The organism is Duodenibacillus massiliensis (assembly GCF_928721995.1).
GTDB classification, from domain to species: domain Bacteria; phylum Pseudomonadota; class Gammaproteobacteria; order Burkholderiales; family Burkholderiaceae_F; genus Duodenibacillus; species Duodenibacillus massiliensis.
Window position 1 is genome coordinate 1,658,788 of record NZ_OV788642.1, and the last position, 23,814, is coordinate 1,682,601.

Below are 23,814 nucleotides of genomic sequence, written 5' to 3' on the forward strand. Positions count from 1 at the left end.
ATCGGTCTCAGTGTCTGACGCCGTACTTTTGTTCGAGTTCCCGATAGGCATTCAACCCGATAAAGCGGTTGAATTCGGCAAAAGCATCAGAAGCCGACTGCACCGCTGGTCTTTCCGTGAGTTGCAGGAGATGATTGTTTACAAAGCGGCAGCCGCTGGAATCCGGTGTGTTTTCCTGGATCCGTGCTATACAAGCCAGACATGCTCACAGTGCGGGGCACCGGGCAAACGCCATAAGCACGGGTTCCGCTGCAGCCAATGTGGTCACCTTGCGCACAGCGACTTGAATGCGAGCCGCAACCTGCAGGGTCTGTGCCGACAGCTGTCAGCACAGGGGCTGATGTAAACCAGCCTTATGTTGGGCCGTGTGATGCGGTTACAATAAAGCCCCCGTCTTCAGACGGGGTGTTGTTTACTTGTCTGGTCTCCCTGCGGCCCGCCTTTTATATATTGATGGTGGTAAGACTTTACGAGAGGAGCGGCAGGCAGTGTTCTGAATGTGACGGGTCTTTGTGGTATTGCCTCCGGGACTGAGCTTTCTTTCTACGCATTACAATCGGCGGCAGCCAACTTCAATGCCAGGGTGACACATGCCGTTAAATACCGATGAGCGGCTCTCGCATCTCACGGATCTTTTTGCCGATCTGCCGGGGCTCGGGCCCAAATCTGCCGCGCGTCTCGTGGATGATCTTCTTGACCGCAGGCGTGCGCTCGGCATGGATCTGGCGCGCACCTTGACTGAAGCCATTGAGAAGGTGCACCGTTGTCCGCAGTGCAATACGCTCACGACGGAACCGCTTTGCGCCATCTGCCGGCAGCCCGACCGCGACCGCTCGGTCATTTGTGTGGTGGAAACGCCGGCGGATCAGAATGCTGTTGAAGACAGTGTCTCCTACCGCGGCCGCTACTTCGTACTTATGGGGCGCGTCAATCCCTTGGACGGAATCGGTCCAAAGGAGCTCGGCGTGGATAAGCTCATTGAAGAGGCTTCAGATCCTGAGGTTAAGGAAGTCGTGATTGCTACAAGCTACACGCCCGAAGGGGAGGCCACCGCGCACATGGTGGCAGCTGCGCTCAAACGCCATATTCCTGAACTTCGTGTGACGCGTCTGGCTCGGGGGCTGCCTGCCGGCGTTGAGGTGGAATATACGGATGCGGCGAGTATTGCGGCAGCAGTGGTTGACCGCAAGGTGATGCCGGGACGGCGAGGTTAGTTTTCCGCTGCGGCGCGGTTGTCGTCCTGCATTTTTTCCTTCCTGCGGGATTTGTCTAAGGATAATGTCTCAGAAGCGCAAAAAATTTTTGACAACCTTTTTTGAGCGCGCTATCTTGCACGCATTGAAAGGCGGCTGGAGCCTTTCGGTATTAAAGGAAACACAGTTTTTACCATGCAGACCACCGCACAGACATATGCAATGAAGCGCAGCGCAAGCGCCGCTTTACTGCGTCTGCTATCCCTACCGCTAAAGCGGGCGGGGGATAAGCACCTGTGCGTCGGTGACTGACATTGACATCCCCCGCATTGCGGTTCTGCCTTCAAGCAGACACGACAGTCGGGGGGAAGTTTTTATCCGGCTGCAGTGGCGGTAAAAAGGCAAAGCACGAAGAGCCGCAGACAATTACAGAGTTTGTTCAGACGCACACGTGAAGTTTCACCTGTGCGTTTTTTAGTTTTTGGAGAAAATCAAATGAGCTTTACCCGCCGTCAGATTCTTTCCGCCGCAGCCGCCGCTACCTTTACGATGAGTGCTCCCGCGGTCTTTGCCGCAGACCGCCGTGTGCGCATTGCCGTGGGCGGTAAGGCCCTGTACTACTACCTCCCGATTTCGATTGCCGAGCGCCTCGGGTACTTCAAGGACGAAGGGCTTGATGTGCAGATCATCGACTTTCAGGGGGGCTCTAGGTCCCTGCAGGCTGTGGTGGGCGGTTCGGCCGACATCGTTTCGGGCGCCTTTGAGCACACGATTTCCATGCAGACGCGCGGCCAGGCGATGCAGTCCTTTGTGCTGCAGGGCAGAGCCCCGCAGGTTGTCTTTGCCGTGAGCAACAAGACGATGCCCGACTACAAGTCGCTCACCGATCTTCGCGGCAAGAAGATCGGCGTGACGGCGCCGGGGTCAAGCTCTCAGGTGCTTGCAAACTTCGTGCTCGGTCAGGCAGGTGTGAAACCCTCTGAAGTCTCCTTTATCGGCGTGGGCGCTTCTTCGGCCGCAGTTGCCGCCATGCGCTCCGGCCAGATCGATGCCTTCACAAACCTTGACCCGGTGATTGCAACGCTCGAACGCGACAACCTCATCCGTATCGTCGCAGACACCCGTAAGGTCGAGGAAAGCGACAAGATTTTCGGCGGCCCCATGGTTGCCGGGTGCCTCTACGCCCCGACGCGCTACATCACGAAAAACCCCGAAATCATTCAGGGCCTTACCAATGCCGTGGTGCGTGCGGACAAGTGGCTTGCCAAAGCGACCGCCGAAGAACTCACGGCGACAGTGCCTGAAAGCTACTTCCTCGGTAACAAAGCCATTTACATTGACGGGTTCCTCAAAAACCGCCCGGCACTCTCCAAGGACGGGATCGTCCCCGATGGCGCTCCGGCGATTTCTCTGAAGGCTCTGCAAAGCGTCAATCCGAAGATGGCGGGCTTTAAGGTGGACTTGGATGCCGTCTACACCAATAAGTTTGCAATTGAAGCCAATAAGCGCTATCCGGCCTGATTTTTAAAACTGCGGGATGCGCCTCGGACATAAAAACGCATCCCGCCGCACTGCATTTCATAAGATCAAACAAAAAAGAAAATGACAACACCGGCCATTGAACTCAGTGACATCGCCTGTACGTTTGTGAGCAACGACAGCGGAAAACTCACGCAGTACACCGCTGTAAAGGGCGTCAACCTCACAATCGGCGAAGGGGAATTTGTGAGCGTCGTGGGCCCCACGGGCTGCGGCAAATCCACGCTCTTAAATATGAGCGCGGGACTTTTGCAGCCGAGTTGTGGGACCGTGAAGATTTTCGGCAAACCCCTTGAGGGGCTTAACAAACGCGCGGGCTATATGTTTCAGGCCGACAGCCTCATGCCCTGGATGAGCGCTTTGGATAACGTCGCCGCCGGTCTTATTTTCCGCGGTGAGCCCCGGGAAAAGGCGCATGATCAGGCGCGGGAGTGGCTTAAGCGCGTGGGCCTTGCCGGTTTTGAGGAAAGTTACCCCCACCATCTCTCCGGCGGCATGCGTAAGCGTGTGGCGATGGCGCAGACCCTCATCATGGATCCGGACATCATTTTGATGGACGAGTCGTTTTCGGCTCTGGATATTCAGACGCGGCAGCTGATGGAAAACGAGCTTCTGACGCTTTGGAGCGCCAAGCGTAAGGCCGTGCTCTTTATTACGCACGACCTTGATGAAGCGATTTCGATGAGCGACCGGGTGATCGTGATGAGTGCGGGGCCGGGCAGTCACCCCATCGGCGAGTTCGTGATCGACCTTCCGAGACCGCGCGACGTGGCCGAAGTCCGCGTGACGCCGCGCTTTATTGAACTGCATACCGCAATCTGGTCGGTTCTGCGTGAAGAAGTGCTGCGCGGCTACAAGCGGCAGCTTCAGGGTTAAGAGAAAAGGGAGAAAAAGAAAATGGATGCCGTTATGCACGCCGCACGCCGCACGCTCAAACTGCGCGCCTGGCAGTTTTCGCTTCTGGCCGTTATTTTCATCGTCTGGTGGACGCTCACGAAACCGGGTCTTATTCCGCCCTTTGTGTTTGACAACGACACGCAGGCTGCCTTCTTTTTCGGTGAGCCCCTGGTTATTTTCACGCGCATCTGGGACTGGTTTGTCGCCAACGCCGATATTTATCCCCATCTGCAGGTAACGCTCATTGAAACGCTGCTTGCCTTTGTGATCGGAACCGTGACCGGGGGCGGTGTGGGGATGTGGCTTGCTTTGTCGCCTTTTGCCGCAGCCGTCGCTGATCCCTTCATCAAGGGGTTAAATTCCATGCCCCGCGTGATTCTTGCGCCGATTTTTGCCGTGTGGTTCGGCCTCGGAATCTCGAGCAAAGTGGCGCTCGGCGTGACGCTTGTCTTTTTTATCGTCTTTTTTAACGTCTATCAGGGTGTGAGGGAGGTGAATCCCAACGTGCTCGCGTCGGCGCGGATGCTCGGAGCCGACCGCTCGCAGCTCATGCGTTACGTGTATCTGCCCTCTGCCATGAGCTGGGTCTTTTCTTCGCTTCACACCTCAGTGGGCATGGCCTTTGTGGGTGCCGTGATCGGCGAGTACCTGGGGTCAAGTGAAGGAGTGGGTTACCTGATTCTTCAGGCCGAAGGTGTCTTTGACATCAACACGGTGATGGCGGGTATTCTGGTGCTCACGGTCTTTGCCCTGATTCTGGACTGGATCGTGGGCATCATTGAGCGCCGCGCGATGCGCTGGCAGCCTAAGACCGGCTCGTCCACGACGGTAAAGGGCAGTATCTGAGGAACAGAAAAAGTCCTGCCTTACGGTTGAAAGGCAGGACGTGAGAGACGGCGGCCCGGGGGATTTTCAGAAACCTCCCGGGCTTTTTCGTGCCTTGTTACTTAAGGATCTTCGGCAGCACATGCGTCCAGAGGTCAAACGCAGGAGCCATATCCTTTTCCTGGATATCAAAGAGCGCACTGTGGTGTCCGCTCGGACGATCTGAACCCCAGACGAAGAAGGCCGCCTTGCCGCCGTGAGCCTGCACACGGCGTGCAAGAATCGTGGCGTCTTCAGAGCCGCCGAAGTTCAGGGGCTTATCAAGAACCTTCAGACCCACTTCGCGGCCGGATTCGTTGAGGATGTCAATCAATTCCTGGTCGGCGGTGAGGTCAACGGCTTCACCCATCTTGCGCATGTCGTAGGTGACCGAGAATCCCTTGGCGATGCCTTCGACGATGTTTGTGACCTGTTCGCTCATGTAGTTGTTGATTTCCATCGTTTCGCCGCGCACTTCAAGCTTCATGACGGCCTTGGAGGGGATCACGTTGCGGCCTTCGCCGGCAACGAGCTGACCGATGTTGATGCGGGTCATGCCGCCGCCGTGGCGGGAAATGCCCAGCATCTGAACGGTGGCGTTGGCGGCAGCGGCAAGCGCGTTGCGGCCTTCCTGGGGGCTCACGCCCGCGTGGGAGGCGCGGCCGTTAAAGGTGACGTCGTACTTCGTGGTGCACAGGAACCCATAGAGGTTCGTGGCGAGTTCACCCGACTTCGCAAGCATTGCAACGTGCGAGGAGAGGAAGTAGTCGCAGTCGTCCAAAATGCCGCTTGCGGCCATGCCGGCGGCGCCCCTCACGCCTTCTTCAGCAGGCTGGAAGAGAATCTTCACTTTGCCGCTGAGCTTATCCTTGTTGTCCATGAGCCAGTGGCAGACCGCAAGGCCCATCGACATGTGCACGTCATGACCGCAGGCGTGCATGAAGCCCGGGTTTTTGGAAGCAAAGCCGCAGTGTGTGGGAACGTGCTTGTCGTCCGTGCTTTCCGTCACAGGGATGCAGTCAATGTCAAAGCGCAGCGCAAGCGTGGGGCCGGGGCGGCCCGTGTCCAAAACGGCCACGCACCCGGTGAGTTCCTGCATTTCCGCAAGAAGCTCTTCACTGACGCCGTTTTTGCGGGCACGTTCAATACCGGCCTTCACAACCGACATTTCACGCCCCAGGCAGGCATCCGGATCAATGATGTTGCGGCCCAGAAGCACCTGGTAGCCGTAGCCGCGCAGGGTCTTCACCAAAAAGGCCGTCGTGGTGAATTCTGACCAACCCTCTTCGGGGTTCTGGTGCAGCTGGCGGCGGATACTGATCAGTTGATCGTGATAAATGCTCATGAGAACTTCTCCTAGTGATAACAGGAATGCGGTGACATCTGCTGACGACGGTTGAGCTTTTCAATAAAGCCCTTGGGGAGGCGCCTGCAGCACCGCCTGACTCGGACTATTTTAGAACTCGGCCAATGCGCCGGACGCAGAGAGATTTCTCTTAAGTGTTAGTTCTGCGGGGATGCACCGACTTGAGTCAAACTTGTGTCAGAAATATCGGGTGTACGCGCATGCAAAAGGTGAATAATGCTTTCGAATTAGAAAAGACACACCCCTAAATGGGTATATCTTTCGAAAAAAGTTTTGTCGTCTTTTGCATAAGAGTAAAAAATGATGCTGACCGTTGATACTGAGGGGTTGGAGTTCTGCTCCAAAATTTTTGACGATGTGCGGGCCATGAGTAAGGACGGCCCCGGCGTAACCCGTCAGGGGTATGGCCCGGTGGAAACCAAAACGCTTGACTATCTCACTGCAATCGGCCGTGACCTCGGTCTGGAAATTAAGAAAGATCCGGCCGGCAACATCTGGATGACGCTCCCGGGAAAAGACAGAACGCTCCCTGCCTTTGTTTCGGGCAGCCACGCCGACAGCGTCCCCGAGGGCGGCAACTACGACGGTCTTGCCGGCATCACCGCAGCGCTTTACACGGCGCGCGCCATGAAAAAGGCGGGCTTTACCCCTAAGCGCGACTTCACGGTTCTGATGATGCGTTGTGAGGAATCAAGTTTTTACGGTAAGTCCTACATCGGGTCGCTTGCCTTTACCGGTAAGCTCACGCCGGACGTGACGGCGCTCACCGACCGTACCAAGGAAAAAACGCTTGGGGAGCACATGCGTGAATGCGGGTTTGATCCGGAGAAACTCACGACCGGAAAACCCCTGATGGACTTAAAGAAAATCGCGGCTTTTGTGGAACTTCACATCGAGCAGGGGCCGACGCTGACGAGTTCCGAGACGGTGCGAACCGGTATTGTCACTGGTATCCGCGGCAACATCCGCCATAAACAGGTGAAAATCATCGGTGAAACGGCGCACTCCGGGGCAGTTGACAAGCCCTACCGGCACGATGCGGTTTTGGCGTGCGCGGACTTTCTTTCCCGCATGGATAAGGCATGGGATGAATTTTTGGCCGCAGGCGACGATCTCGTCTTTACGGTGGGCGTTTTAAAGACAGCGCCCACGGCCGCGATCTCTGTGATTCCCGGTGAAGTGACCTTTACCGTGGATATGCGAAGCCTCAAACTCGAAACCGTGGAGAAGTTCCACGCAAAGCTTCTTGAAACGGCGCAGGCTGTGAGCAAAGCGCGCGGCGTGAAGTTTGAGTTTGATAAGAAACTCATTACGGACCCCGCTTCGGTCAATCCGGAACTGATGCAGCGGCTTGAGGCAACCGCAAAGACGATCGGGTTGCCCGTGCGGCTTATCGCAAGCGGCGCAGGGCACGATGCAGCGGTGATTGGTGCCGCAGGCGTGCCGGTTGCGATGATTTTCGTTGCCAATCAAAACGGCTCACACAACCCGCACGAAGCCATGAAGCTTGATGACTTCATGCTCGGGGCAGAGCTTTTGAAAGCGGCCGTCACGGGCTACGACGCGTAAGAGGACAGTGGCTTATGACAACCCGGTCAGAAGCCGCCCTTGAGACGGGCTCTCAGGCGCTTATCTACGATCTGTGTCCGCTTTTTCGCGAGGCACTCGCGGACGTCGTGCGCACCATGCCCGCCTTCAGAGGCTGCGTGACGGTGAGCACGGCCCAGGAGGTGCTCCCGGTTCTTGACGCAAAAGGCGTTGATTTTGCCTTGATTGATCTCGATGCCGGGGCGGGCGGCCTGGAACTTTTGCAACGGATTAAAGCAACGCGCCCCGAGTGCCGCTGCGTGATGATGATTGCCGACGGCAGTCAGCCTGAACTCATGGCCGCAATCCGCCTGCAGGCTGACGGCTTTCTCACCAAGCGCCTCACGGCGCAGGAGTTTGTCCGTGAACTGCAGGCGATTTTGTCCGGGGAAATGGTGATCAGCGATACGCTCACAAGTGCCCTGGCGCTTTCTCTGAGAAACGTCCCTTACATGGATGAAAACCGCGATATCTCCACGCTGTCGCCGAGGGAACTCGAGGTTTTGAAATGCATCGCGAGCGGGATGAGCAACCGCCTGATTTCCGAGCGTCTTGCGATCTCTGACGGCACCGTCAAAGTGCACGTGAAGCACCTTCTGAAAAAACTCAAATTCACCACCCGCGTTGAGGCCGCGCTCTGGGCAAGCGAGCACGGCCACAGGTAAGGCCTCAGACGAGGTCGCCGAAAAGGTCGGCCGCCGCGGGGTGCGTGGACGGCGCCGCAAGACCGAAATGGCGGTAGGCAAGCGCCGTTGCCATGCGGCCTCGGACGGTTCGCTGCACCAGACCCTGCTGAATGAGGTAGGGCTCCACCACGTCTTCAAGGGTTTCACGGTCTTCCCCGACGGCACTGGCAAGGTTGTCGATGCCGACCGGGCCCCCTGCAAACTTTTCAATGATGGCGAGCATAAAGCGCCGGTCGATCGTATCGAGTCCGATGGGATCGACGTCGAGCATTTTGAGTGCTGCGGAGGCCACTTCCTGCGTGATTTTGCCGTCGTGCCTTACCTGCGCGTAGTCGCGCACGCGCCGCAGCAACCGGTTGGCGATGCGGGGCGTGCCGCGGGAGCGGCAGGCAATTTCGGCTGCCCCTTCCGGCGTAATCGGAACGTTAAGTAGCCCTGAGCTTCGCTCCACGATTTTCTGCAGATCAGTTGCGTCGTAAAACTGCAGCTGACTCACGATCCCGAAGCGGGCGCGCAGAGGATTGGTGAGGGCCCCCGCGCGCGTCGTGGCGCCGATTAAGGTAAAGGGCGGCAGGTCAAGCTTGATGGAGCGCGCGGCCGGCCCCTCTCCGATCATGATGTCGATCTGAAAGTCTTCCAGCGCCGGATACAGAATTTCTTCCACCACGGGGCTTAACCGGTGGATTTCATCGATAAAAAGGACGTCGTTTTTCTCAAGGTTTGTGAGAATCGCGGCGAGGTCTCCGGGTCGCTCCAGAACGGGCCCTGATGTCTGCCTCAGGTTCACACCCATTTCGTTGGCAACGATGTGCGCAAGCGTCGTTTTCCCGAGCCCGGGCGGTCCGAACACGAGGAGGTGGTCCAGGGGCTCATGACGCTTTTTCGCGGCAGCAATGAAAATCTGCAGCTGATCGCAGACGGTTTTTTGGCCCACGTAGTCTTTTAAAAGCGTCGGGCGCAGCGCGCGGTCAATGTTGTCCTCGTTGGGACTGGCGCTGTCGGCGGACACCACGCGTTCGATCGTATCCATGGTCTGCATCGGGGTTCTGAGAGACTAACTATTTTGCCATGCCGCGAAGCGCCTCGCGGATGCCGTCGGAAACAGAGATGTCCTCGGGCAGCTTTCGTGCGGCCGCGGCGGCTTCGCGCTCGGAGTAGCCCAAAGCCACAAGCGCCGAAACAATGTCGGCTTTGCTGCCCGCGGCAGGCGTCAGTGCTCCGCCGAAGTCGGCACCGAGCTTACCTTTGAGTTCCAGCACAAGGCGCTCGGCGGTCTTTTTGCCGATACCGGGGATGCGCGTGAGCATGGCGCTGTCCTGCGCGGTCAAGGCCTGGGTAAGCGCCTCCACCGAAAGCCCTGAGAGTACCGAGAGGGCCGTTCTCGGGCCGATGCCGGAAACCTTGATGAGTTCCCGGAAGGCGCTGCGCTCAGCAGCGGTAAGAAACCCGTAGAGAAGCTGGGCGTCTTCGCGCACGATAAAGTGCGTGAGAAGCACCGTTTCCGCGCCCACCTCAGGGAGGTTGTAAAAGGTTGACATCGGCACGGCGATTTCGTAGCCCACGCCGTGCACATCCACCAGAATCATCGGCGGGTTCTTTTCCAGAAGCCGTCCGGCAATACGTCCGATCATTTGCTTTCCTTATTTCTGTTTTGCGCGAGCTGCGTCCAGGCGCTTCTGCGGCTTGAAGCCGTCTTAAGGCTGCGGGTTCCCGTTCTTGACTGCAGTTTCCCAAGCTTGGTCACGTCGGCAAGCCTTAGGGTGTGAGCGCAGGTGACGGCGCACGCAAGGGCATCGGCGGCATCGGCCTGCAGCGGCCCCCGGATACCGAGAATTTCGCCCATCATCATCTGAACCTGTTCCTTCGTGGCGCGGCCCGTTCCCACCGCGGACTGCTTGATTTCTGAGGGCGTAAATTCGTGCACCCTGAGGTTATGAACGGCGGCACACGTGAGCGCCGCGCCTCTGGCCTGTCCGAGAAGCAGTGTGGAGCGGGGGTTGATGTTTACAAAGACAATTTCCGCTGCCGCGACCGTGGGTTTTGTTTCTTCAATAATCTGCGAGAGACTGCGGTAAATGGTGCCGAGCCGCTCGCTTAAGTCGCCCGCGGGGATGCGGATGCAGCCCGCCGTCACCACGGTGAGCTTGCCCCCGACGGCGTCAATGATGCCGAAGCCCGTGCGGTTTAATCCCGGGTCAATGCCAAGAATGCGGGTTGTTTCAGACACGGTGCTTTCGGGACAAAAAATGAAAGAATACGCGATTTTACGCGAGATGCCGTGGGTGCGAATGCTTTGAGAGGGAAGCTCTTTGGGGGGGGGCTTACCGGTGTTGAGCGGCAAAAATTTCTGCGCGCAAGTCTTTACAAGACGGAAAAACTCAGTACAATGCGCAGTCTTGATTCGTTTGGATCAATGCGCGGTTAGCTCAGTGGTAGAGCATCGCCTTCACACGGCGGGGGTCACTGGTTCGAAACCAGTATCGCGCACCACAAACAACAAAAAGGCAGCTTCGGGCTGCTTTTTTTGTTGCCCGAAAAAATCTACTAGAAGAAAAATTTCATTTAGAACAAGGACTTACGTCTGTTGGTGGAAATTTTTTTTCAAATAGAAAAAAAGACTTCCTATAGCAAAAACAGCGCTTTTGTTGCAATGCAACAGGCCCTGACCCCCCTCTAAAATCAAATACAACACGCTTTTTCGAGGCGAAATTCTCGAATACAACAGATCTCGTCTGGGCAAGAAGTGTTGTTACTGTAGGAAGAAAAAATGCTCACCATTTCAGAACTTACCCGCTTGTCTGACGACCTCCGTAGACAGGGTGGCGAAACTCATTGGATTGTCCTGGACAAGGAATGTGCTCTTAGTCTTCGCGTTGCGGGAGATAGCGCAAAGTTCTATTTTCGTACTCGTTCACCTCGGCAGGTGACAAGAAGCTTGGGTGGGATCGACGAAATTTCTCCGATGGAGGCTAAGCAGAAAGCCCTCACGTTGCTACTTGCTTTGGAAAAGGGAGAGGCTCTTCCCGAGTCCAAGACAAGGAAAGCGGGATTCGCTGCTGTCGATGGCGTCCATGATCTTCCCCGCCTCATGCTTGAATGGCGTGAAGTTCAAGAGAAACTGCCAGTGCCTCGTTGGAAGCCAGAGGATAGGAAAGCCCGAGTGAAATTCGAGGGACTCATCAAAAACCATTTAAAGCCGTTCATCGGCGTTCCAGTCGATAAGGTCACGGCTGAGCAGCTCGAGGAGCACCTGACCATGCTCTACCGAGCGCACGCATCCTCTGCAAAGTCGCTGTTGCCGTGGGTGTGCGGAACGTTCATGTGGGCGGAAAGAAAAGGACTGCTCGCTGACGGCTACGCCAAAGTTCACCGGCTCCAAATGCTTGTCAAAGAAGCCCGGTGGCGTCAACAGGGGCCGCTTAGGCATCAGCCCGCTTTGCCTGTCACGGATCTGCCGGAGTTCATGGCAGAACTTCGGGAAGTGGGTGGCACCACCGCCCGGTGTTTGGAGGTGGCGATCTTGACGGTTTCTCGCGTTCAGCCGATCGTCAACATGCAGTGGGATCACATCGATTTCGAAAAAGGCATCTGGAGATGTCCGAAAGCGGACATGAAGGTGCAAAGCAACGGCGACCACGTGGTTTACCTCTCAAAGCAGGCAATGCAGATCCTGGCGTCCATGCCTCGATATCTGTCAGGTAAGAGAAAAGCTGTTTGGGTTTTTTCGACTGCTCGTGGCGACAAGATCTGCAATGCATTGACGAAGGTCATTTCGTCAATGAACGGACGCCGAAAAAAGCGCGGCATGCCGACTTGGGTCGATCCGGAGCAATCAAGAATTGCAGGCAAAGACAGAGCACCGACGCCGCATGGATTCCGAGCAACTTTTAAGTCATGGACACGTAGCGACAAGCTTGGGAACTGGAAGCGGTACGACAACGTTGCCGTGGAGAGATGCATGCATCACTACACAAAGGACATGTACGGCGGTGCATATGATCGCGAGGACTTCCCCGAGCAGCAAAGAAACATTCTTCAGGATTGGGCGGACTTCTGCTATTCGTACCGACCTCCACTTGACTAAGCGGTAAGACCGGATCCTGTCCGGTTCGATTTTCTTCCCCTTCATCTTTTGTATACAAAAAATCTCTTTTAAAGAGATGGAGGGACTTTTTTTTGCTCAAAAATCGACAAAGCTATGACTCAAACAGACATCACAAGGCCAAGTTTGCTCGCAGAACTTCCCTCAGCACCGTGGTTTGCATCTGTTTTGGCGGAAAAGCAGTGTTTGGATCTTTTGACCGTGCAGGAAATGCATGATCGTAGCCTGACGGTGGAATACCCGGACGCCATCGAGCGGATTTTGGCAAGCGTGCCAAGAGATCGCATCAAGTGGCTGAGCCGGCCCGTGGGAGTTTTTCGGTTTGAGTTTCCCTCCGGCATGACGGACGAAGAGGTTCAAGCCGCGATATTCAGGGCCGCCGCTTTGGGTCGAGAAAAAACCGTGATCGGAACGACTGCTCAGTTCGAGATTCAAAAAAGGTTCTGGATTCTGGCGGCCGCGTGCGCACGCCAGTCCGCTGCCTGTTGCCGGTATGTCGCCGACTTGTCGAAGCGGCAGGCGCAAGCCCTTTCGGAAAGCGGTTTCGGAGAGTCAGCGGCGGGGCACATGGTCTCTTTGTGTCCGATGACGCTTCGACTGCAGCCGAACAAGGATCACGAGTCTCGCATCCGAGTCCGGCAGGCATGGAAAAAAGCCATTCAGGAAATGAGTAGCAACAGGCCTAGACGCAAGACTTTTTGCGAATTTGATTGCAGTTTGCTCGGAGGTCTTTCCCCGCGTGGACCAAAAGTGAATAAGTTGTCACATTCGCTAAAGGCAAATTCCCCAGAGGTGGAGTTTTTTGCTTGGATGATGCTCTCGCAAGTCTCGCGCGCCACAGTCAAGACCTTGCTTGGAATGGTGTTGCCGCAAGAGCAGGCGGAAGCCTGTGTCTGTCGCCTGGTGAGACGTTATCAGGGGAGTCTGCGTCTCAAGCCGGTTCGGCGTCTCTATCTTAGTCCGGCGAAGCATCAGGCGGTGAAGGAGCTGAGCATGCGCTTGCTGTGTCGCGCTTTGGATGACGGATTTGAGACTTTGGACGCTCTGGCGTTGATTCCTTATGCGGTGGTGCACGCGGTGTGGGCCATAGGCATTGATCCGAGCGTGCTTGGCAGTGCGGCTTGGATGGACTGGCTCGGCAGGCAGATGAAAGACGAGCTCTACCGTTTGTGTGAGGCCGGAGAGTGAAGCGGTGAGGACGATGTTCTCACCGCAAAAAATAGTTTTATGCGGAGTGAAGAGTAGGTGACTTCATACACTTCAGAGCAGCTGTATTTGGCTGCCATTGGGGAACAGCAAGATCGGATTTCTTTCTCGGAAGAGGATCTTCAGGCGGTCGTCAGCGAGGAGATCGAGCGAATGTATTCAAGCATTCAGCGAATTCGGCTGGTCTATTTCCTTTGGGGAATGAAGGCGACGGATCCCTTCTATCAGATGATGCGAAAAAACATGTACACGAGTCAGCGTTCACGGTTGTGCCCGAGGATTCGACTGGATCGGCGCTATAAGACGCCTTCGTTTGCTTGGGAACGCATCCGTCAGCGAATTGCATCCACCAAGACGAATGCCAAGACGAAAAGTGAGCCGGGTAAGGGGCGTTCGTACATTGCTTACGTGGGTCGAAAGGGCTCTGGCAAGAAGGAAAAGGCCAAGGTGGTGCTGATGTCCGAGCATGTGACGATCAACAAGAAAACGCACACGGTGGATCCGCATGTTTTTGATGCCGAACCAGAATGGGCTCGCGTCGCCGGGTTGCTCATTGAACAAAAACTAAAGAGGCTGCGGTGTCTAAACCGAACACTCGCCTCAGTAAGTCGAGCATTGTGCAACTACGCTAAACAGGTTCGGCAAGAAACGGAGGGGCAGTGAGATGTGGTGGTTTGCCAAGCAGTCTCCGAAGAAGGAAGAGAGCTCTCTCGTAACTCTTCGCTACGAGGATATTCCCGACAAAACAGATAAGCGCTTGGAAGGTACGACGTATCCGCAAGTGTTATCCACCGTTCCAGCGAGTTCATTGCAGGAGATTTGCAATCGGTATGCGGATCGATTGCATGCGCTGCTCGATGATCTTCCTCAGACTAAGGAGCAGATCGACGAGTTGGTCATGCCTGTGCTGCAAAGAGTGATAGAGCTTGTTCATTTGATACCTGCTTCCGAGGCTCACCATCACTCCGGCATAGGGGGTTGCCTCGTGCATCAGCTTGAGTGCGCAGCCGCAGCGGTCAAACTGGCCAAGTCGCATTCGGTTCGTACCGGTGACACGCTCGAGGAGAACTACCACAACAAAAACCGGTTTTTGCTGACGGCTGCGCTCGTCGCATTGACTCACGACTTGGGCAAAGTATTCGATTTGCGCGTGGTGGATGCGGTCGATCATGAATGGGAGGCCGAAAAAGAATCCCTGATGCAGTGGCTGAGTCGCCTTGGGATCAAAGAGTATTTCGTGACCTGGGTTCCGGAAAGACAGCATAAGAAGCATCAGATTCGATCGCTTAGGCTTGCCTACGGAAGAATTTTCACGCAGCAGCTGATCTGTTATCTGGACGCATATCCGCACGCCAAGTTGCTCCGTATGTTCGATGAAGCGGTTGCCTTCGGCGAGGGACCTTTGGGTGACATACTGCGTCAGGCTGAGGAGTTCTCGATTTTGCAGGATGCCGAGATTCGGCGTCACCTGCTGGGACAGTACGTTCATGCCTCTTCGCCGCTGATCCCGCCGATGCTGGCAGCGATGAAGGACAACATTGCTCAGGGTTACTGGAAGGTGAACACGAAGGACTCTTTGGTTTTCGTCACGACGAAAGGTGTTTTTCTCCTGCTGAACGAAGAAGTGGTTTTCTCGGTTCGACAGAGGGCGGCTGAGAAGGGAATCGGATACTTGCCGGGCACCATTCCTGGTTTCGTACTCGTTCTGGCCGAAGGCGGCTGTCTGGTTGCCAAGCCTGATTCTCAGCAGGAGCAGGACAGGTACGCATGGCAAATCTGCTTGAAGTTTGATGAGCCGCGACGCTTCGACTGCCTTCGTCTTGACGATGGCGTCCTTTTGTTCGGAAACAAAGCCCCTCCGAAAGCGCTTGAATTGTGTGAGGCGGCACAGGAGAAGCCGCAGGAAAAAGCGGCGACGACCATGGATTTCCGAGCTCCCGCCGGCGGTTTCACCAAAGCTGACAAGGAGGCTCAGGCATTGACGAACGCTGCGGGGGAGGTAAAAAAACAGAAGGAAAACCGACAGCAGCAAAAAGTCGGACTTTCTGAGTCTGAACTTGAGGAAGTCTGGCCCCAGAAGCCAGATGCCGTGGTTTGTCAGCAATTTGTTGAACGTTTGTGTGAAACGATTCAACGGCAAATGCTGGCAGGCAAGGGACGACTATTTGCCTCAGTGCAGAAGATTTCGGACGATCAGATTCGGGCCGACTCTCATGAAGTGGAAGCTGTTTTAAAACGACACCGCATCGAAACGACAACCTTCGAGATGTTGTTGCAGATGAGAACGAGTCTTCCGGGCTTTACCTTTGAGCAAAACGGGCATTGGATCATATGCCGACTGAAAAAACCTGCGTGATTTCAGGCGAATACGTCGAATTTTGAAGGGGTTTTTTCGAAGATGTCTCGCTAGTCTGTGAGCGGAATAACGTCACAGGAGGCGAGAATGAAATCGATGCGAAGAGCTCCGAAGGCCGAAGGAAGCGTTGCTGTTTTGACCACGCAATTGGGAACGCTTGGATTGAGCAGCGCCGGGTATTTGGCGGCCGGACAAGGCTTCCCGTCTCTGCGGCTTCCGCTGTGGATCATTGCTGCAGGTTTGTTGTCGATTGGCTTGACGATGCTGCCGAAGTACGTTCGCCTTAAACGCGAATCCGGCCTACTTGCGACAAAAAGTCTGCCTTATGTGACCTTCAAAGACTTTCAGAAGGATATGAAGGCTCGGCAGAGGCAGGGGTTCAGTTTCCTCGGTCTAGGCTTTGTTTGGCAGAAAAGTCAGTGTCAGGCTGCCAAGGATATTCTGGCCACCGATTGGTACGAGGATATCCATCGCAGGCAAACGAAGCAGATGCAGGGGCAGTGGATTCGAAGAAACGTTCGAACAATGCTGCTGCATCCGCTAAGCTCATTTGAGCAATTGAATGCCTACAAGAGCTGCATCGCCTTTGATGCGGGATACGTCTTTCTACGTTCCTTGGCCAAGGAGACGCCGTGCTACGTTAGAACCAAAGACCTTGAAGGTCACGTTCTTGTTCTGGGAACCACTGGCTCTGGGAAAACGCAGTTTCTGTGCTTCAGCATTTACGAGTCTGTGCTGAAGGGCGAGCCAATCTTTGTGATTGACCCGAAAAACGATGGAGGGCTTCGGGAGAGCATGCGAGAGATGTGCGCAACGGCTGGCCGGGAGTTCGTTTGCTTCGACGTTGCGCATCCGGAACTGTCGACGCCAATCGATTTGCTCGCTAACTTTGCTCGATCGCGTGAAGTCGCTGGCCGAATCGTCGAGGCGCAGCCCGTGGCGACCGGGGACGGGGCGACCTTTGTGGAGATGGGACGCAATGTTCTTGCGGCGCTTTGCCTGGGGTTGGAGCTCGCAGGGGAGAAGCCGACTTTTTACTCGTTATTTCGGTACTACACGAACCGAAAAGAACTTGCCGTGAGGGCTTTACAGGCCTTCTTGGCTTTGGACGACGACCTGCTTGCCGACGACGACATCGATGCTAGGTACGAAGAACTGAAGCGGCGATACGTTGCTGCGTCGCGGCATTCGGCCGACGTGGATCAAGTGATTTTTGTGGCCGATCTCGACGATGAGATGATCATGAAGCGAACTCTGGCCACCTATCAGCTTTTGGCAAAAATGGCCGGCGAAAGTCTCCAAGGCTTGTTTTCTCCGAGGGCCGACAAGTTGGGCGGGCAGGGCTTTTCGAACGTTCGAGACTTGATTGCTCAGAACAAGGTTGTTTACATCGGACTTGATGCCTTGACGGACTCCTCTTTGGCACGTGCGGTCGGCACGATGCTTCTGGCGGATATTCGGGCGGTGGCGGGGGCGAAATACAACTTTGCCGATGTCACGGGAAAAATTCGGTTGTTTGTTGACGAAGCCGCAGAAGTTTGTTGTGAGCCGCTCATTCAGATGCTCAACAAGGGACGCGGCGCCGGGCTCATCATCACGGTCGCCACTCAGACCATTTCCGACTTCGTGGCCAAGCTGGGAGGGCAAGCCGAAGCGGGCTGTGTTCTTGCCAATACGGGCACGCTTGTCGCACTCAGGTGCAACGATCCCGACACGGCCGCCTTCGTGAAGGATAGGACTTCGAAGACGACTGTCGCCACGACGATGCTTTCGCACGATGTCAGTGTCGGGTCGCAACAGTTGCCTGCAGTCGGTGCCAGCATGGGCGAGCGTCAAGTCGAACAGGAAACAGAGCTTGTCCCGTCGTTTCTGTTGGGAGGGTTGCCGACCCGAGAGTTTTTTGCCTTCGTGGCAGGAGGACACGTCATCAAAGGCCGTGTTCCGCTGTTGTTGCCGCGTGCGGAAGACTACAGAGGTGAAGCATGAAGTCGAAAGATTCAACAGGCTCCTTAGTCTTCAAGAGTTGGCTGTTGATTTTTGCAGTATCAATTCTGTTTGGAGCGACGGCGTATTGGTCGGGAGAGGAAGTTGCCGGAATTGCCAAGGCAGAAGTCGAGGCGGCGTACGCTCTTTTTGGTGAATGGCCGTTGGCTTTGGCGAGTCGGTGGTGGGACGAATTACAGTTGAATGCATTGCAGGATGCTTGCATTCAGGCAGTTTTTTTCGATTACCGGGAGAACGATCCGTTGCGGGAACTGGGCGAACAGGCCGATCGTTTTCTGGCCGGCTGCGTCATCAACGGATTCGGGCTTGTGTATGTTTGGTTTGTTCGTTTGGCTGTGGTGCTACGGTGGGGGTGTTTCTGCCTACCTTTGGCTGTGGCTGTTTTGATCGTCGGCCTGCTTCAGCGAGAGTTCAATCGCCAGATGTTCACATTCACGTCGCCTTATCGAATTGCTTCCAAGGTTGCGTTGCTCAAATGGACGGCGATAGCGGCCGTCGTGCTGTTGCTGTGCCCCGTAAAGCTACCGTTGTACGGGGTGATGGCGGTTGTATGCGTGTTGGCTGTATTGCCCGGGTGGCTTGTTGCGGGCTTGCAGAAAGAGTTGTGAGCGTGCCAGGGAATGCCTTTGAGGGGCATTTCCTGGCCGCTTCCTACTTTGTTTGGACAGACGAATCGGAATTCTTTTTGGATTCCGCGGCGCGAAGAGCTTGGATGGCGCTGGTGAATCGGCGGTAACGTTTGATCCAGGACTGCGTGGTCTGATCCGCAAGGTCAGGACTAAGTACGTTGTTGATCTCAAGGCCGTCGATAGTGCTTGCTAGTGTGTCTAACTGCAGGGTGATATTGATTAAGCGGGATGCATAGCCACTACTTGCCGGTACGGACAGCGTTCGGACATGGTTGTAGACAATGTTGCGCTTGGAGGCGGGAACCTGTTCCTCGAAGGTTTTCCGGACGGCCTCAAGAGCTTCCGAGAGCTCGCTTGAAAACGTGTCGAACATTTCCGTGAGGGTCTTTTCCATTGCTTTGGCGGCGGCTATTCGGCCTTGGCGGCGCAGTTGCTTGGTGACGGCAAAGAGCGTGTTGTCCGCACGGCTGTAGGTGTGTTCAAAGACAATCTGCACGGCATTAGTTCTGAGCTGAATCTCTTCAAGGCGTGCGCCCTTAGAAAAATCGGCGGATTTTTGACGCTTCACGACTTTGATGACGGGAATGGCGTCTGTTTCTTCCTTCTGTGCTTCGAGATCCATGAGTGTTCCCCAAGAGTGAATATGCTTTGAAGCATACTTTTCCAACTGCTTGCAGGCCTTATAAAAAACAGACGGATACGACGAAAAAATAGTAGGTTTTGCAACGATTTAGCGGGTATCCTTGTTCTGAAAAATGCAGTTCGCTGCCGTGGTTCTGTCTCACACGTTAAAGCGAGATTGACAGCCTTTTCCTGCAGATGGCTGCAAGCAGGTCGCCCGCTGAGCGACTCATCAAGACCAGCTGATAACCCACTTCGGGAGTTCTCTTCCCGAAGTGGGGTGTGAGCTCCCTTTTTTAGGAGCTCAAACGATGCATCACGAAAATGCACTTTCACCGGAATTCAAATATTTCGGTGCCGATGTCTTTTCGAACGTCTACGACGGCGAAAAGAAAATCCAGATGCCGAAGTCGCTTCAGATTCTCGGCTTCTCCGACGACAAGAATCCTGCCGTGCCTGTTGCCCACGAGAACTATGTTTTCAGGCGCGAGGTGCTTCGGGATCTTCTCGGGTTTCTTCGCAAACCCAACAACGACGCGCTTTTCATTACCGGCCCCACCGGCAGCGGAAAAACAAGTGCCGTTCTCGAGACTTGTGCTCGACTGAACTGGCCCGTGTCTTCGCTTACGCTGAACGCTCGGTTTGAATTCGCGCAGCTCATCGGGCACTTCACTTTCTCGGCAAACGCCGTGGGTGAAGCACCGCAGATGAGATTTCAGTACGGCCCGCTGGCAGCTGCCATGCGTTTTGGGCACGTCTTGGTTCTCAACGAAGTTGATCTGGCCGATGCCGGGGAACTCGCCGGACTCAATGACGTTCTTGAAGGTCGTCCGCTTGTGCTTGCCGAAAACGCAGGAGAAATCATTCGTCCGCATCCGATGTTCCGTGTCATCTGCACGGCCAACTCATGCGGCAACGGTGACGACTCCGGGCGCTACGCAGGCGTTCAGCAGCAAAACCTGGCGTTTCTGGACCGCTTCCGTTATCTGGAAGTGCCGTATCAGGACGCCAAGGTCGAAGAAGAGCTTTTGAGTCAGTTGACTCCGGCCATGAAGCCCGTGCTGGGCGGCATGGTGCAGTTGGCCAATGAGATTCGAAAGCTTTTTACCGAAGGCCGATTGTCTTTGACGCTTTCCACGCGCACGCTGGTGCGCTGGGCTCAGATCGCTCAGGATTTCCGCAACTCTCCCAATTCACTTGAATACGGACTGCGGCGAGCACTTCTGATACGAGCCGAACCCGAGGAAAGTCAGGCCATTGTGGGGCTTTGCCGCACAATTTTCGGTGACGCGTGGTCAGCGACCGGCGCCAAGAAATAAACGTTCAATCCTCAACACCCGTCGTAGGGAAATACAAGTCCCTATGCGGGAGGAGTGTCTCCTGAAGGCGGTTTTCTTTTTTGAAACCACCAAACAAGGAAACACTCATCATGGAAAGTCGCGACATTTCCGGCGCCAAGGCGCAAACCCAGGGACTGATTGCTCGTCTGGCAGGCAAATTCGGCGTTGAACCGAACCGCCTGCTCAGGTGTCTGACAACTCAGGTCTTCAAGCAGGCCGACGGACGGCAGCCCAGCAACGAAGAGCTCATGGTTCTTCTCTTGGTCTGTGAGAACTTTGGCTTGAATCCCTTCAATCGTGAAATCTATGCGTTTCGCGGCAAGAGCGGTGACATTGTTCCCGTTGTGAGTCTTGACGGCTGGGCGAAGATCGTCCGCAGTCAGAAGGACTTCAACGGCGTGACGTTTGCCTTTTCGAGCAATACGGTCAAGGTTTCCGGGTGCGCTCAGGAACTTCCCGAATTTGTCGAATGCGCCATGCGGCTCAAAGGCGTTGACGAACCGATCGTGATCCAGGAGTTCATGGTCGAGTGCTTCAACGACAAGAGCCCTGTTTGGCGCAAGTGGCCAAGGAGGATGCTTCGAACCCGCGCTTTCATCCAGTGCGCTCGTCTGGCTTTCAGTCTGACGGGACTCTACGACGAAGGCGAGGACTTCGCCGAGGATCTCTCCGGCGTGGTTGCCGCAGGGCATACTCAGCCTCAAGCTCAGCAGCCGGCAGTTGCTCAATCGAGCGTGCCGAAACTTGCGCTTGAACGAGAAAAGCTCGACGAGATGCTTGCCAAGCTCATGACGTTTGCGCACAGCCAGCCCAACGGTTGGGAGCGCACAGCCAAGTGGGTGGAAGCCAAGCTCGAGGGTGAAGACCGTCTCTATGCCGAGGAAAAGCTGCGTATGCAGAGACTTGCTCTTGAGCCAATCAATCCGGCCGACGTCGTTGACGATGTTGAACCGGAGTCAATTGGTAAGGAGGCCGATCATGCGTTTGCTTGAACTTGAGCAGCGCAGTCAGGCGTGGCTTGATTGGAGGCGAAGCGGCATTACGGCCACCGAAAGCGCAGCGATTTTGGGACTCAATCCTTACATGACGCCGTGGCGACTGTGGTGCGAGAAGGTCGGACGGGCGCTGTTCGCGGATCTATCCTCAAACCCTTTGGTGCGCTTTGGCATCGAACACGAAGACGAGGTGCGGCAGCTCTTTGAGCTCAAACACCTGGAAGTCGTGATGCCCGTCTGCGGAGAGTTTGACGAGGATGCTCTTTTCAGAGCCTCCTTTGATGGACTCACTTCCGCAATGGAGCCCGTGGAAATCAAATGTCCGAGTGAATCGACGCTTGCGGATGTTCGAAAAAAGGGGCTTGAGAGCACTGCCGGACGGCTCTATCGCATACAGCTTCAGCATCAGCTGATGGTGTGCGGCGCAAAGCACGGCTGGCTTGTGTTCTATGACCGCACGAACACGGAACTCGTCGAGTTCGAAGTCGTGCGAGACGAAGCGCTGATTGCCGAAATCCGCAGCAAGGGACGCGAGTTCTTTGATCGGTTTGTGGCAAAACGCAAGGAGCCTGCGAAGGATCCGACGCGGGATGTCTACGTGCCCAAAGGGGATGTGGAAATCGCCCGTTGGAATCAGTGTGCGGCTGACTATGCGGCAGCGCAGGAAGCGGCGGACGCTCTGCAAAAGCAGATCGAAACGTACGCCGCAATCAAGAATCGTTGCAGGGATGAACTCACAGAGATGATGGGGGAATTTCTGCATGCGGACTTTGCCGGCATTGCGCTGACCAAGCGCGTGACACGCGGCACGGTGAACTACAGGGATTTTTTGCTCAACAGAGGCATCCCGGAAAGCGAGCTGGAGGCTTTTCGAGGAAAGAGTTCGGAGAACTGGCTTGTGCGGTTGACGCACAGTCCGCTTCCGAAGGATTTCCAAGACGAGGAGCTTGAAGCGGCGCTCGAAAGAAACTCAAGCAGCGAAGCCATGTGGTTCTAACAACTTTGTTTTTCCCAAGCGGGAAGAGTGAAAACTCACTTCCCGTTAGGGAACGAGTCATTTGCTCTTCCCCTTTCGGGATGGAGAAAAGAAATGACTCAGCAAACGAATGCTGCAGCGGTGACGAATCCGGACATTATCGGACGAATCGTCGTCATTGTTCCGCGTTTTACGCAGTGGACCGGAACACGTGCGATGCACGAAGGAGACTTCGCCATCGGCACGGGTGGTCAGCTTCCGCCCAAGGAAGTCGCCAAGTCTTTAGGGCTTAAGGCAATCATCGATACGCAGCATCTGCGCGTCTTTGATCGCATCAAGCATAAGGCCGAAGTGCTTCTTGAGGGCTGCGGCGTGAAGTATCTGTCAGGGTGGGCGATTCCGGAGGAGCGGATCGGCGAGGTGTTCAAGGCTTTGGACGCGCTCGTTGAGCGTTATTCGATGGAAAAAGCCAATTTCCTGAGTCGGTACGACACGCTGGTCAAGGAATGGGCCGATAAAAACCCGACCTTTTCCAGAGAAATCATGGAGGGCAAACTGGACGTCAACGCCGTTTCCGAACGCATCAGCGCCGGATACGAAAGTTTTCGTCTGCAGCCCGTTTCCGAGCAGAAAGCGGCGGACTTGGCAAAGAGCATCGGGGGACTTGCTTCCGAGCTCATCGCAAGCGTCACTCGAACGGCCAGAACTTTTTTCAAGGAAAGCTTCCTTGGGAAGAGTCGCGCCAATCGCAAGACCGTCAATGCGGTTTTGAAGATCCGTCAAAAGCTGCAGGGACTGGCCTTTTTAAGTTCCAGCATCCTGCCGTTGATTGCGTTTATCGACAAGGTCGTCTGCGAGATGCCCTCCGAAGGTTATTTCTCCGGAGAACCCTTCTGGAAGCTTGCCGCGCTGGTGAAAACCTTGGGCGACGCGACTCTTTTGGAAGAGGTCATCAACGATCCGGCGTATGCCGCAGCGGCATTTCCGGCAGAGGAGCAGGCGAGTTCTCGTGACGAAGTCCTGCCTGAACTTGAAATGCCGCAAACGGACGCCAACCCGCACTTGGCACTTGGGGGTTCAAACGAAAGTGACGAATCCGGCTCGGTGAACGATGCCTCTGAAAGCCTTGATCCACGGGGCTTTTCAAAGGACGGCAACGAGCAGCAAGATCTCTTCAAGGAACTTGAGGAGTTTTTTGACAAGCCGTTTTCCCAAGGAAAGATATCGAGCGCAAGCACGACGTCAACTCCGACGGAGACGAAGTATGAGACCAACGGTGACGAGAAGTCCTCGGATTCTCAAACCGCTCTTTGGCACGAGGGTTCGGAGCCATTCACACCCGTAACGGTTCCTGCCGTTGATGTGGGTGACGGGCTTTATTTCTAACCGGACAGGCCTTTTTCTTGGTTTGTCTTTTTCTCCCGCAAGGGCATCTTCATTGCCCTGCGTGGGG

22 protein-coding genes and 1 tRNA gene are annotated in these 23,814 nt (G+C 55.4%); 18 read left to right on the plus strand and 5 right to left on the minus strand.

Going from position 1 to position 23,814, the window contains the following annotated elements; translation table 11 throughout:
- The first annotated feature begins 10 nt into the window (after positions 1-10).
- The 5 genes from NXF97_RS07685 to NXF97_RS07705 all read left to right on the plus strand — a co-directional run bounded on the left by NXF97_RS07685 (position 11) and on the right by NXF97_RS07705 (position 4,475).
- Positions 11-346, plus strand: a complete 336-nt coding sequence (locus NXF97_RS07685; protein ID WP_274955617.1) for a transposase — start codon at positions 11-13, stop codon at positions 344-346.
- Between the two features lie 244 nt (positions 347-590).
- Positions 591-1,214 (plus strand): recombination mediator RecR, encoded by a 624-nt coding sequence (gene recR / locus NXF97_RS07690; RefSeq protein ID WP_274955618.1) that lies wholly within the window; start codon positions 591-593, stop codon positions 1,212-1,214.
- Between the two features lie 474 nt (positions 1,215-1,688).
- Positions 1,689-2,714 (plus strand): ABC transporter substrate-binding protein, encoded by a 1,026-nt coding sequence (locus NXF97_RS07695; RefSeq protein WP_274955619.1) that lies wholly within the window; start codon positions 1,689-1,691, stop codon positions 2,712-2,714.
- 81 nt (positions 2,715-2,795) lie between these two features.
- The gene (locus tag NXF97_RS07700; RefSeq protein ID WP_022372834.1) at positions 2,796-3,608 is read left to right on the plus strand and encodes an ABC transporter ATP-binding protein; all 813 of its coding nucleotides are present in this window, start codon (positions 2,796-2,798) and stop codon (positions 3,606-3,608) included.
- Positions 3,609-3,629: 21 nt separating this feature from the next.
- On the plus strand, positions 3,630-4,475 hold the full coding sequence (locus NXF97_RS07705; protein WP_274955620.1) for an ABC transporter permease: 846 nt from the start codon (positions 3,630-3,632) through the stop codon (positions 4,473-4,475).
- Between the two features lie 97 nt (positions 4,476-4,572).
- On the opposite strand, the gene NXF97_RS07710 is transcribed toward NXF97_RS07705, so the two are convergent.
- On the minus strand, positions 4,573-5,838 hold the full coding sequence (locus NXF97_RS07710) for an amidohydrolase (protein ID WP_274955621.1): 1,266 nt from the start codon (positions 5,836-5,838) through the stop codon (positions 4,573-4,575).
- 321 nt (positions 5,839-6,159) lie between these two features.
- Here NXF97_RS07710 and NXF97_RS07715 point away from each other — a divergent pair, with 321 nt between their 5' ends.
- Both NXF97_RS07715 and NXF97_RS07720 read left to right on the plus strand, forming a co-directional pair.
- Entirely contained in the window at positions 6,160-7,428 is a 1,269-nt protein-coding gene (locus tag NXF97_RS07715; RefSeq protein WP_022372837.1) for a Zn-dependent hydrolase, read from the plus strand.
- A gap of 14 nt (positions 7,429-7,442) precedes the next feature.
- Complete coding sequence (locus NXF97_RS07720) at positions 7,443-8,111, plus strand: LuxR C-terminal-related transcriptional regulator (protein ID WP_274955622.1); 669 nt, start codon at positions 7,443-7,445, stop codon at positions 8,109-8,111.
- A 4-nt stretch (positions 8,112-8,115) separates the two neighbouring features.
- On the opposite strand, the gene ruvB is transcribed toward NXF97_RS07720, so the two are convergent.
- The 3 genes from ruvB to ruvC are packed head-to-tail and all read right to left on the minus strand — an operon-like array spanning position 8,116 to position 10,359.
- Positions 8,116-9,162 carry a Holliday junction branch migration DNA helicase RuvB gene (gene ruvB, locus NXF97_RS07725; protein ID WP_204206982.1) on the minus strand — a complete coding sequence of 349 codons (1,047 nt, stop codon included), beginning with the start codon at positions 9,160-9,162 and terminating at the stop codon, positions 8,116-8,118.
- A gap of 28 nt (positions 9,163-9,190) precedes the next feature.
- Positions 9,191-9,763, minus strand: coding sequence for a Holliday junction branch migration protein RuvA (gene ruvA / locus NXF97_RS07730; protein ID WP_274955623.1), 573 nt, complete (start codon positions 9,761-9,763; stop codon positions 9,191-9,193).
- Positions 9,760-10,359 carry a crossover junction endodeoxyribonuclease RuvC gene (gene ruvC / locus NXF97_RS07735; protein ID WP_274955624.1) on the minus strand — a complete coding sequence of 200 codons (600 nt, stop codon included), beginning with the start codon at positions 10,357-10,359 and terminating at the stop codon, positions 9,760-9,762. Before ruvC ends, ruvA begins: the two co-directional genes overlap by 4 nt.
- A 188-nt stretch (positions 10,360-10,547) precedes the next feature.
- Here ruvC and NXF97_RS07740 point away from each other — a divergent pair.
- The 7 genes from NXF97_RS07740 (at position 10,548) to NXF97_RS07770 (ending at position 18,408) form a co-directional block, all read left to right on the plus strand.
- A tRNA-Val gene (locus tag NXF97_RS07740) sits at positions 10,548-10,622 on the plus strand.
- 277 nt (positions 10,623-10,899) lie between these two features.
- Entirely contained in the window at positions 10,900-12,216 is a 1,317-nt protein-coding gene (locus tag NXF97_RS07745; protein ID WP_274955625.1) for a tyrosine-type recombinase/integrase, read from the plus strand.
- A 204-nt stretch (positions 12,217-12,420) separates the two neighbouring features.
- Complete coding sequence (locus tag NXF97_RS07750; RefSeq protein WP_274955626.1) at positions 12,421-13,422, plus strand: hypothetical protein; 1,002 nt, start codon at positions 12,421-12,423, stop codon at positions 13,420-13,422.
- An 87-nt stretch (positions 13,423-13,509) separates the two neighbouring features.
- Positions 13,510-14,103, plus strand: coding sequence for a hypothetical protein (locus NXF97_RS07755; protein ID WP_274955627.1), 594 nt, complete (start codon positions 13,510-13,512; stop codon positions 14,101-14,103).
- A 1-nt stretch (position 14,104) separates the two neighbouring features.
- Positions 14,105-15,796: a TraI domain-containing protein gene (locus tag NXF97_RS07760; RefSeq protein WP_274955628.1), complete on the plus strand. Its 1,692-nt coding sequence runs from the start codon at positions 14,105-14,107 to the stop codon at positions 15,794-15,796.
- Between the two features lie 87 nt (positions 15,797-15,883).
- On the plus strand, positions 15,884-17,782 hold the full coding sequence (traD, locus tag NXF97_RS07765; protein WP_274955629.1) for a conjugative transfer system coupling protein TraD: 1,899 nt from the start codon (positions 15,884-15,886) through the stop codon (positions 17,780-17,782).
- Positions 17,779-18,408 carry a DUF4400 domain-containing protein gene (locus NXF97_RS07770; protein WP_274955630.1) on the plus strand — a complete coding sequence of 210 codons (630 nt, stop codon included), beginning with the start codon at positions 17,779-17,781 and terminating at the stop codon, positions 18,406-18,408. Before traD ends, NXF97_RS07770 begins: the two co-directional genes overlap by 4 nt.
- Before the next feature lie 43 nt (positions 18,409-18,451).
- Here NXF97_RS07770 and NXF97_RS07775 read toward each other — a convergent pair whose 3' ends face one another.
- Positions 18,452-19,051, minus strand: a complete 600-nt coding sequence (locus NXF97_RS07775; protein WP_274955631.1) for a hypothetical protein — start codon at positions 19,049-19,051, stop codon at positions 18,452-18,454.
- Positions 19,052-19,361: 310 nt separating this feature from the next.
- Between NXF97_RS07775 and NXF97_RS07780 the strand changes: the two genes are divergently transcribed.
- The 4 genes from NXF97_RS07780 (at position 19,362) to NXF97_RS07795 (ending at position 23,747) form a co-directional block, all read left to right on the plus strand.
- Positions 19,362-20,369 carry an AAA family ATPase gene (locus tag NXF97_RS07780; RefSeq protein ID WP_274955632.1) on the plus strand — a complete coding sequence of 336 codons (1,008 nt, stop codon included), beginning with the start codon at positions 19,362-19,364 and terminating at the stop codon, positions 20,367-20,369.
- Between the two features lie 110 nt (positions 20,370-20,479).
- Entirely contained in the window at positions 20,480-21,382 is a 903-nt protein-coding gene (locus NXF97_RS07785) for a recombinase RecT (protein WP_274955633.1), read from the plus strand.
- Positions 21,369-22,382, plus strand: coding sequence for a YqaJ viral recombinase family protein (locus NXF97_RS07790; protein WP_274955634.1), 1,014 nt, complete (start codon positions 21,369-21,371; stop codon positions 22,380-22,382). Before NXF97_RS07785 ends, NXF97_RS07790 begins: the two co-directional genes overlap by 14 nt.
- Positions 22,383-22,475: 93 nt before the next feature.
- On the plus strand, positions 22,476-23,747 hold the full coding sequence (locus NXF97_RS07795) for a DUF3150 domain-containing protein (RefSeq protein ID WP_274955635.1): 1,272 nt from the start codon (positions 22,476-22,478) through the stop codon (positions 23,745-23,747).
- Positions 23,748-23,814 lie beyond the last annotated feature (67 nt).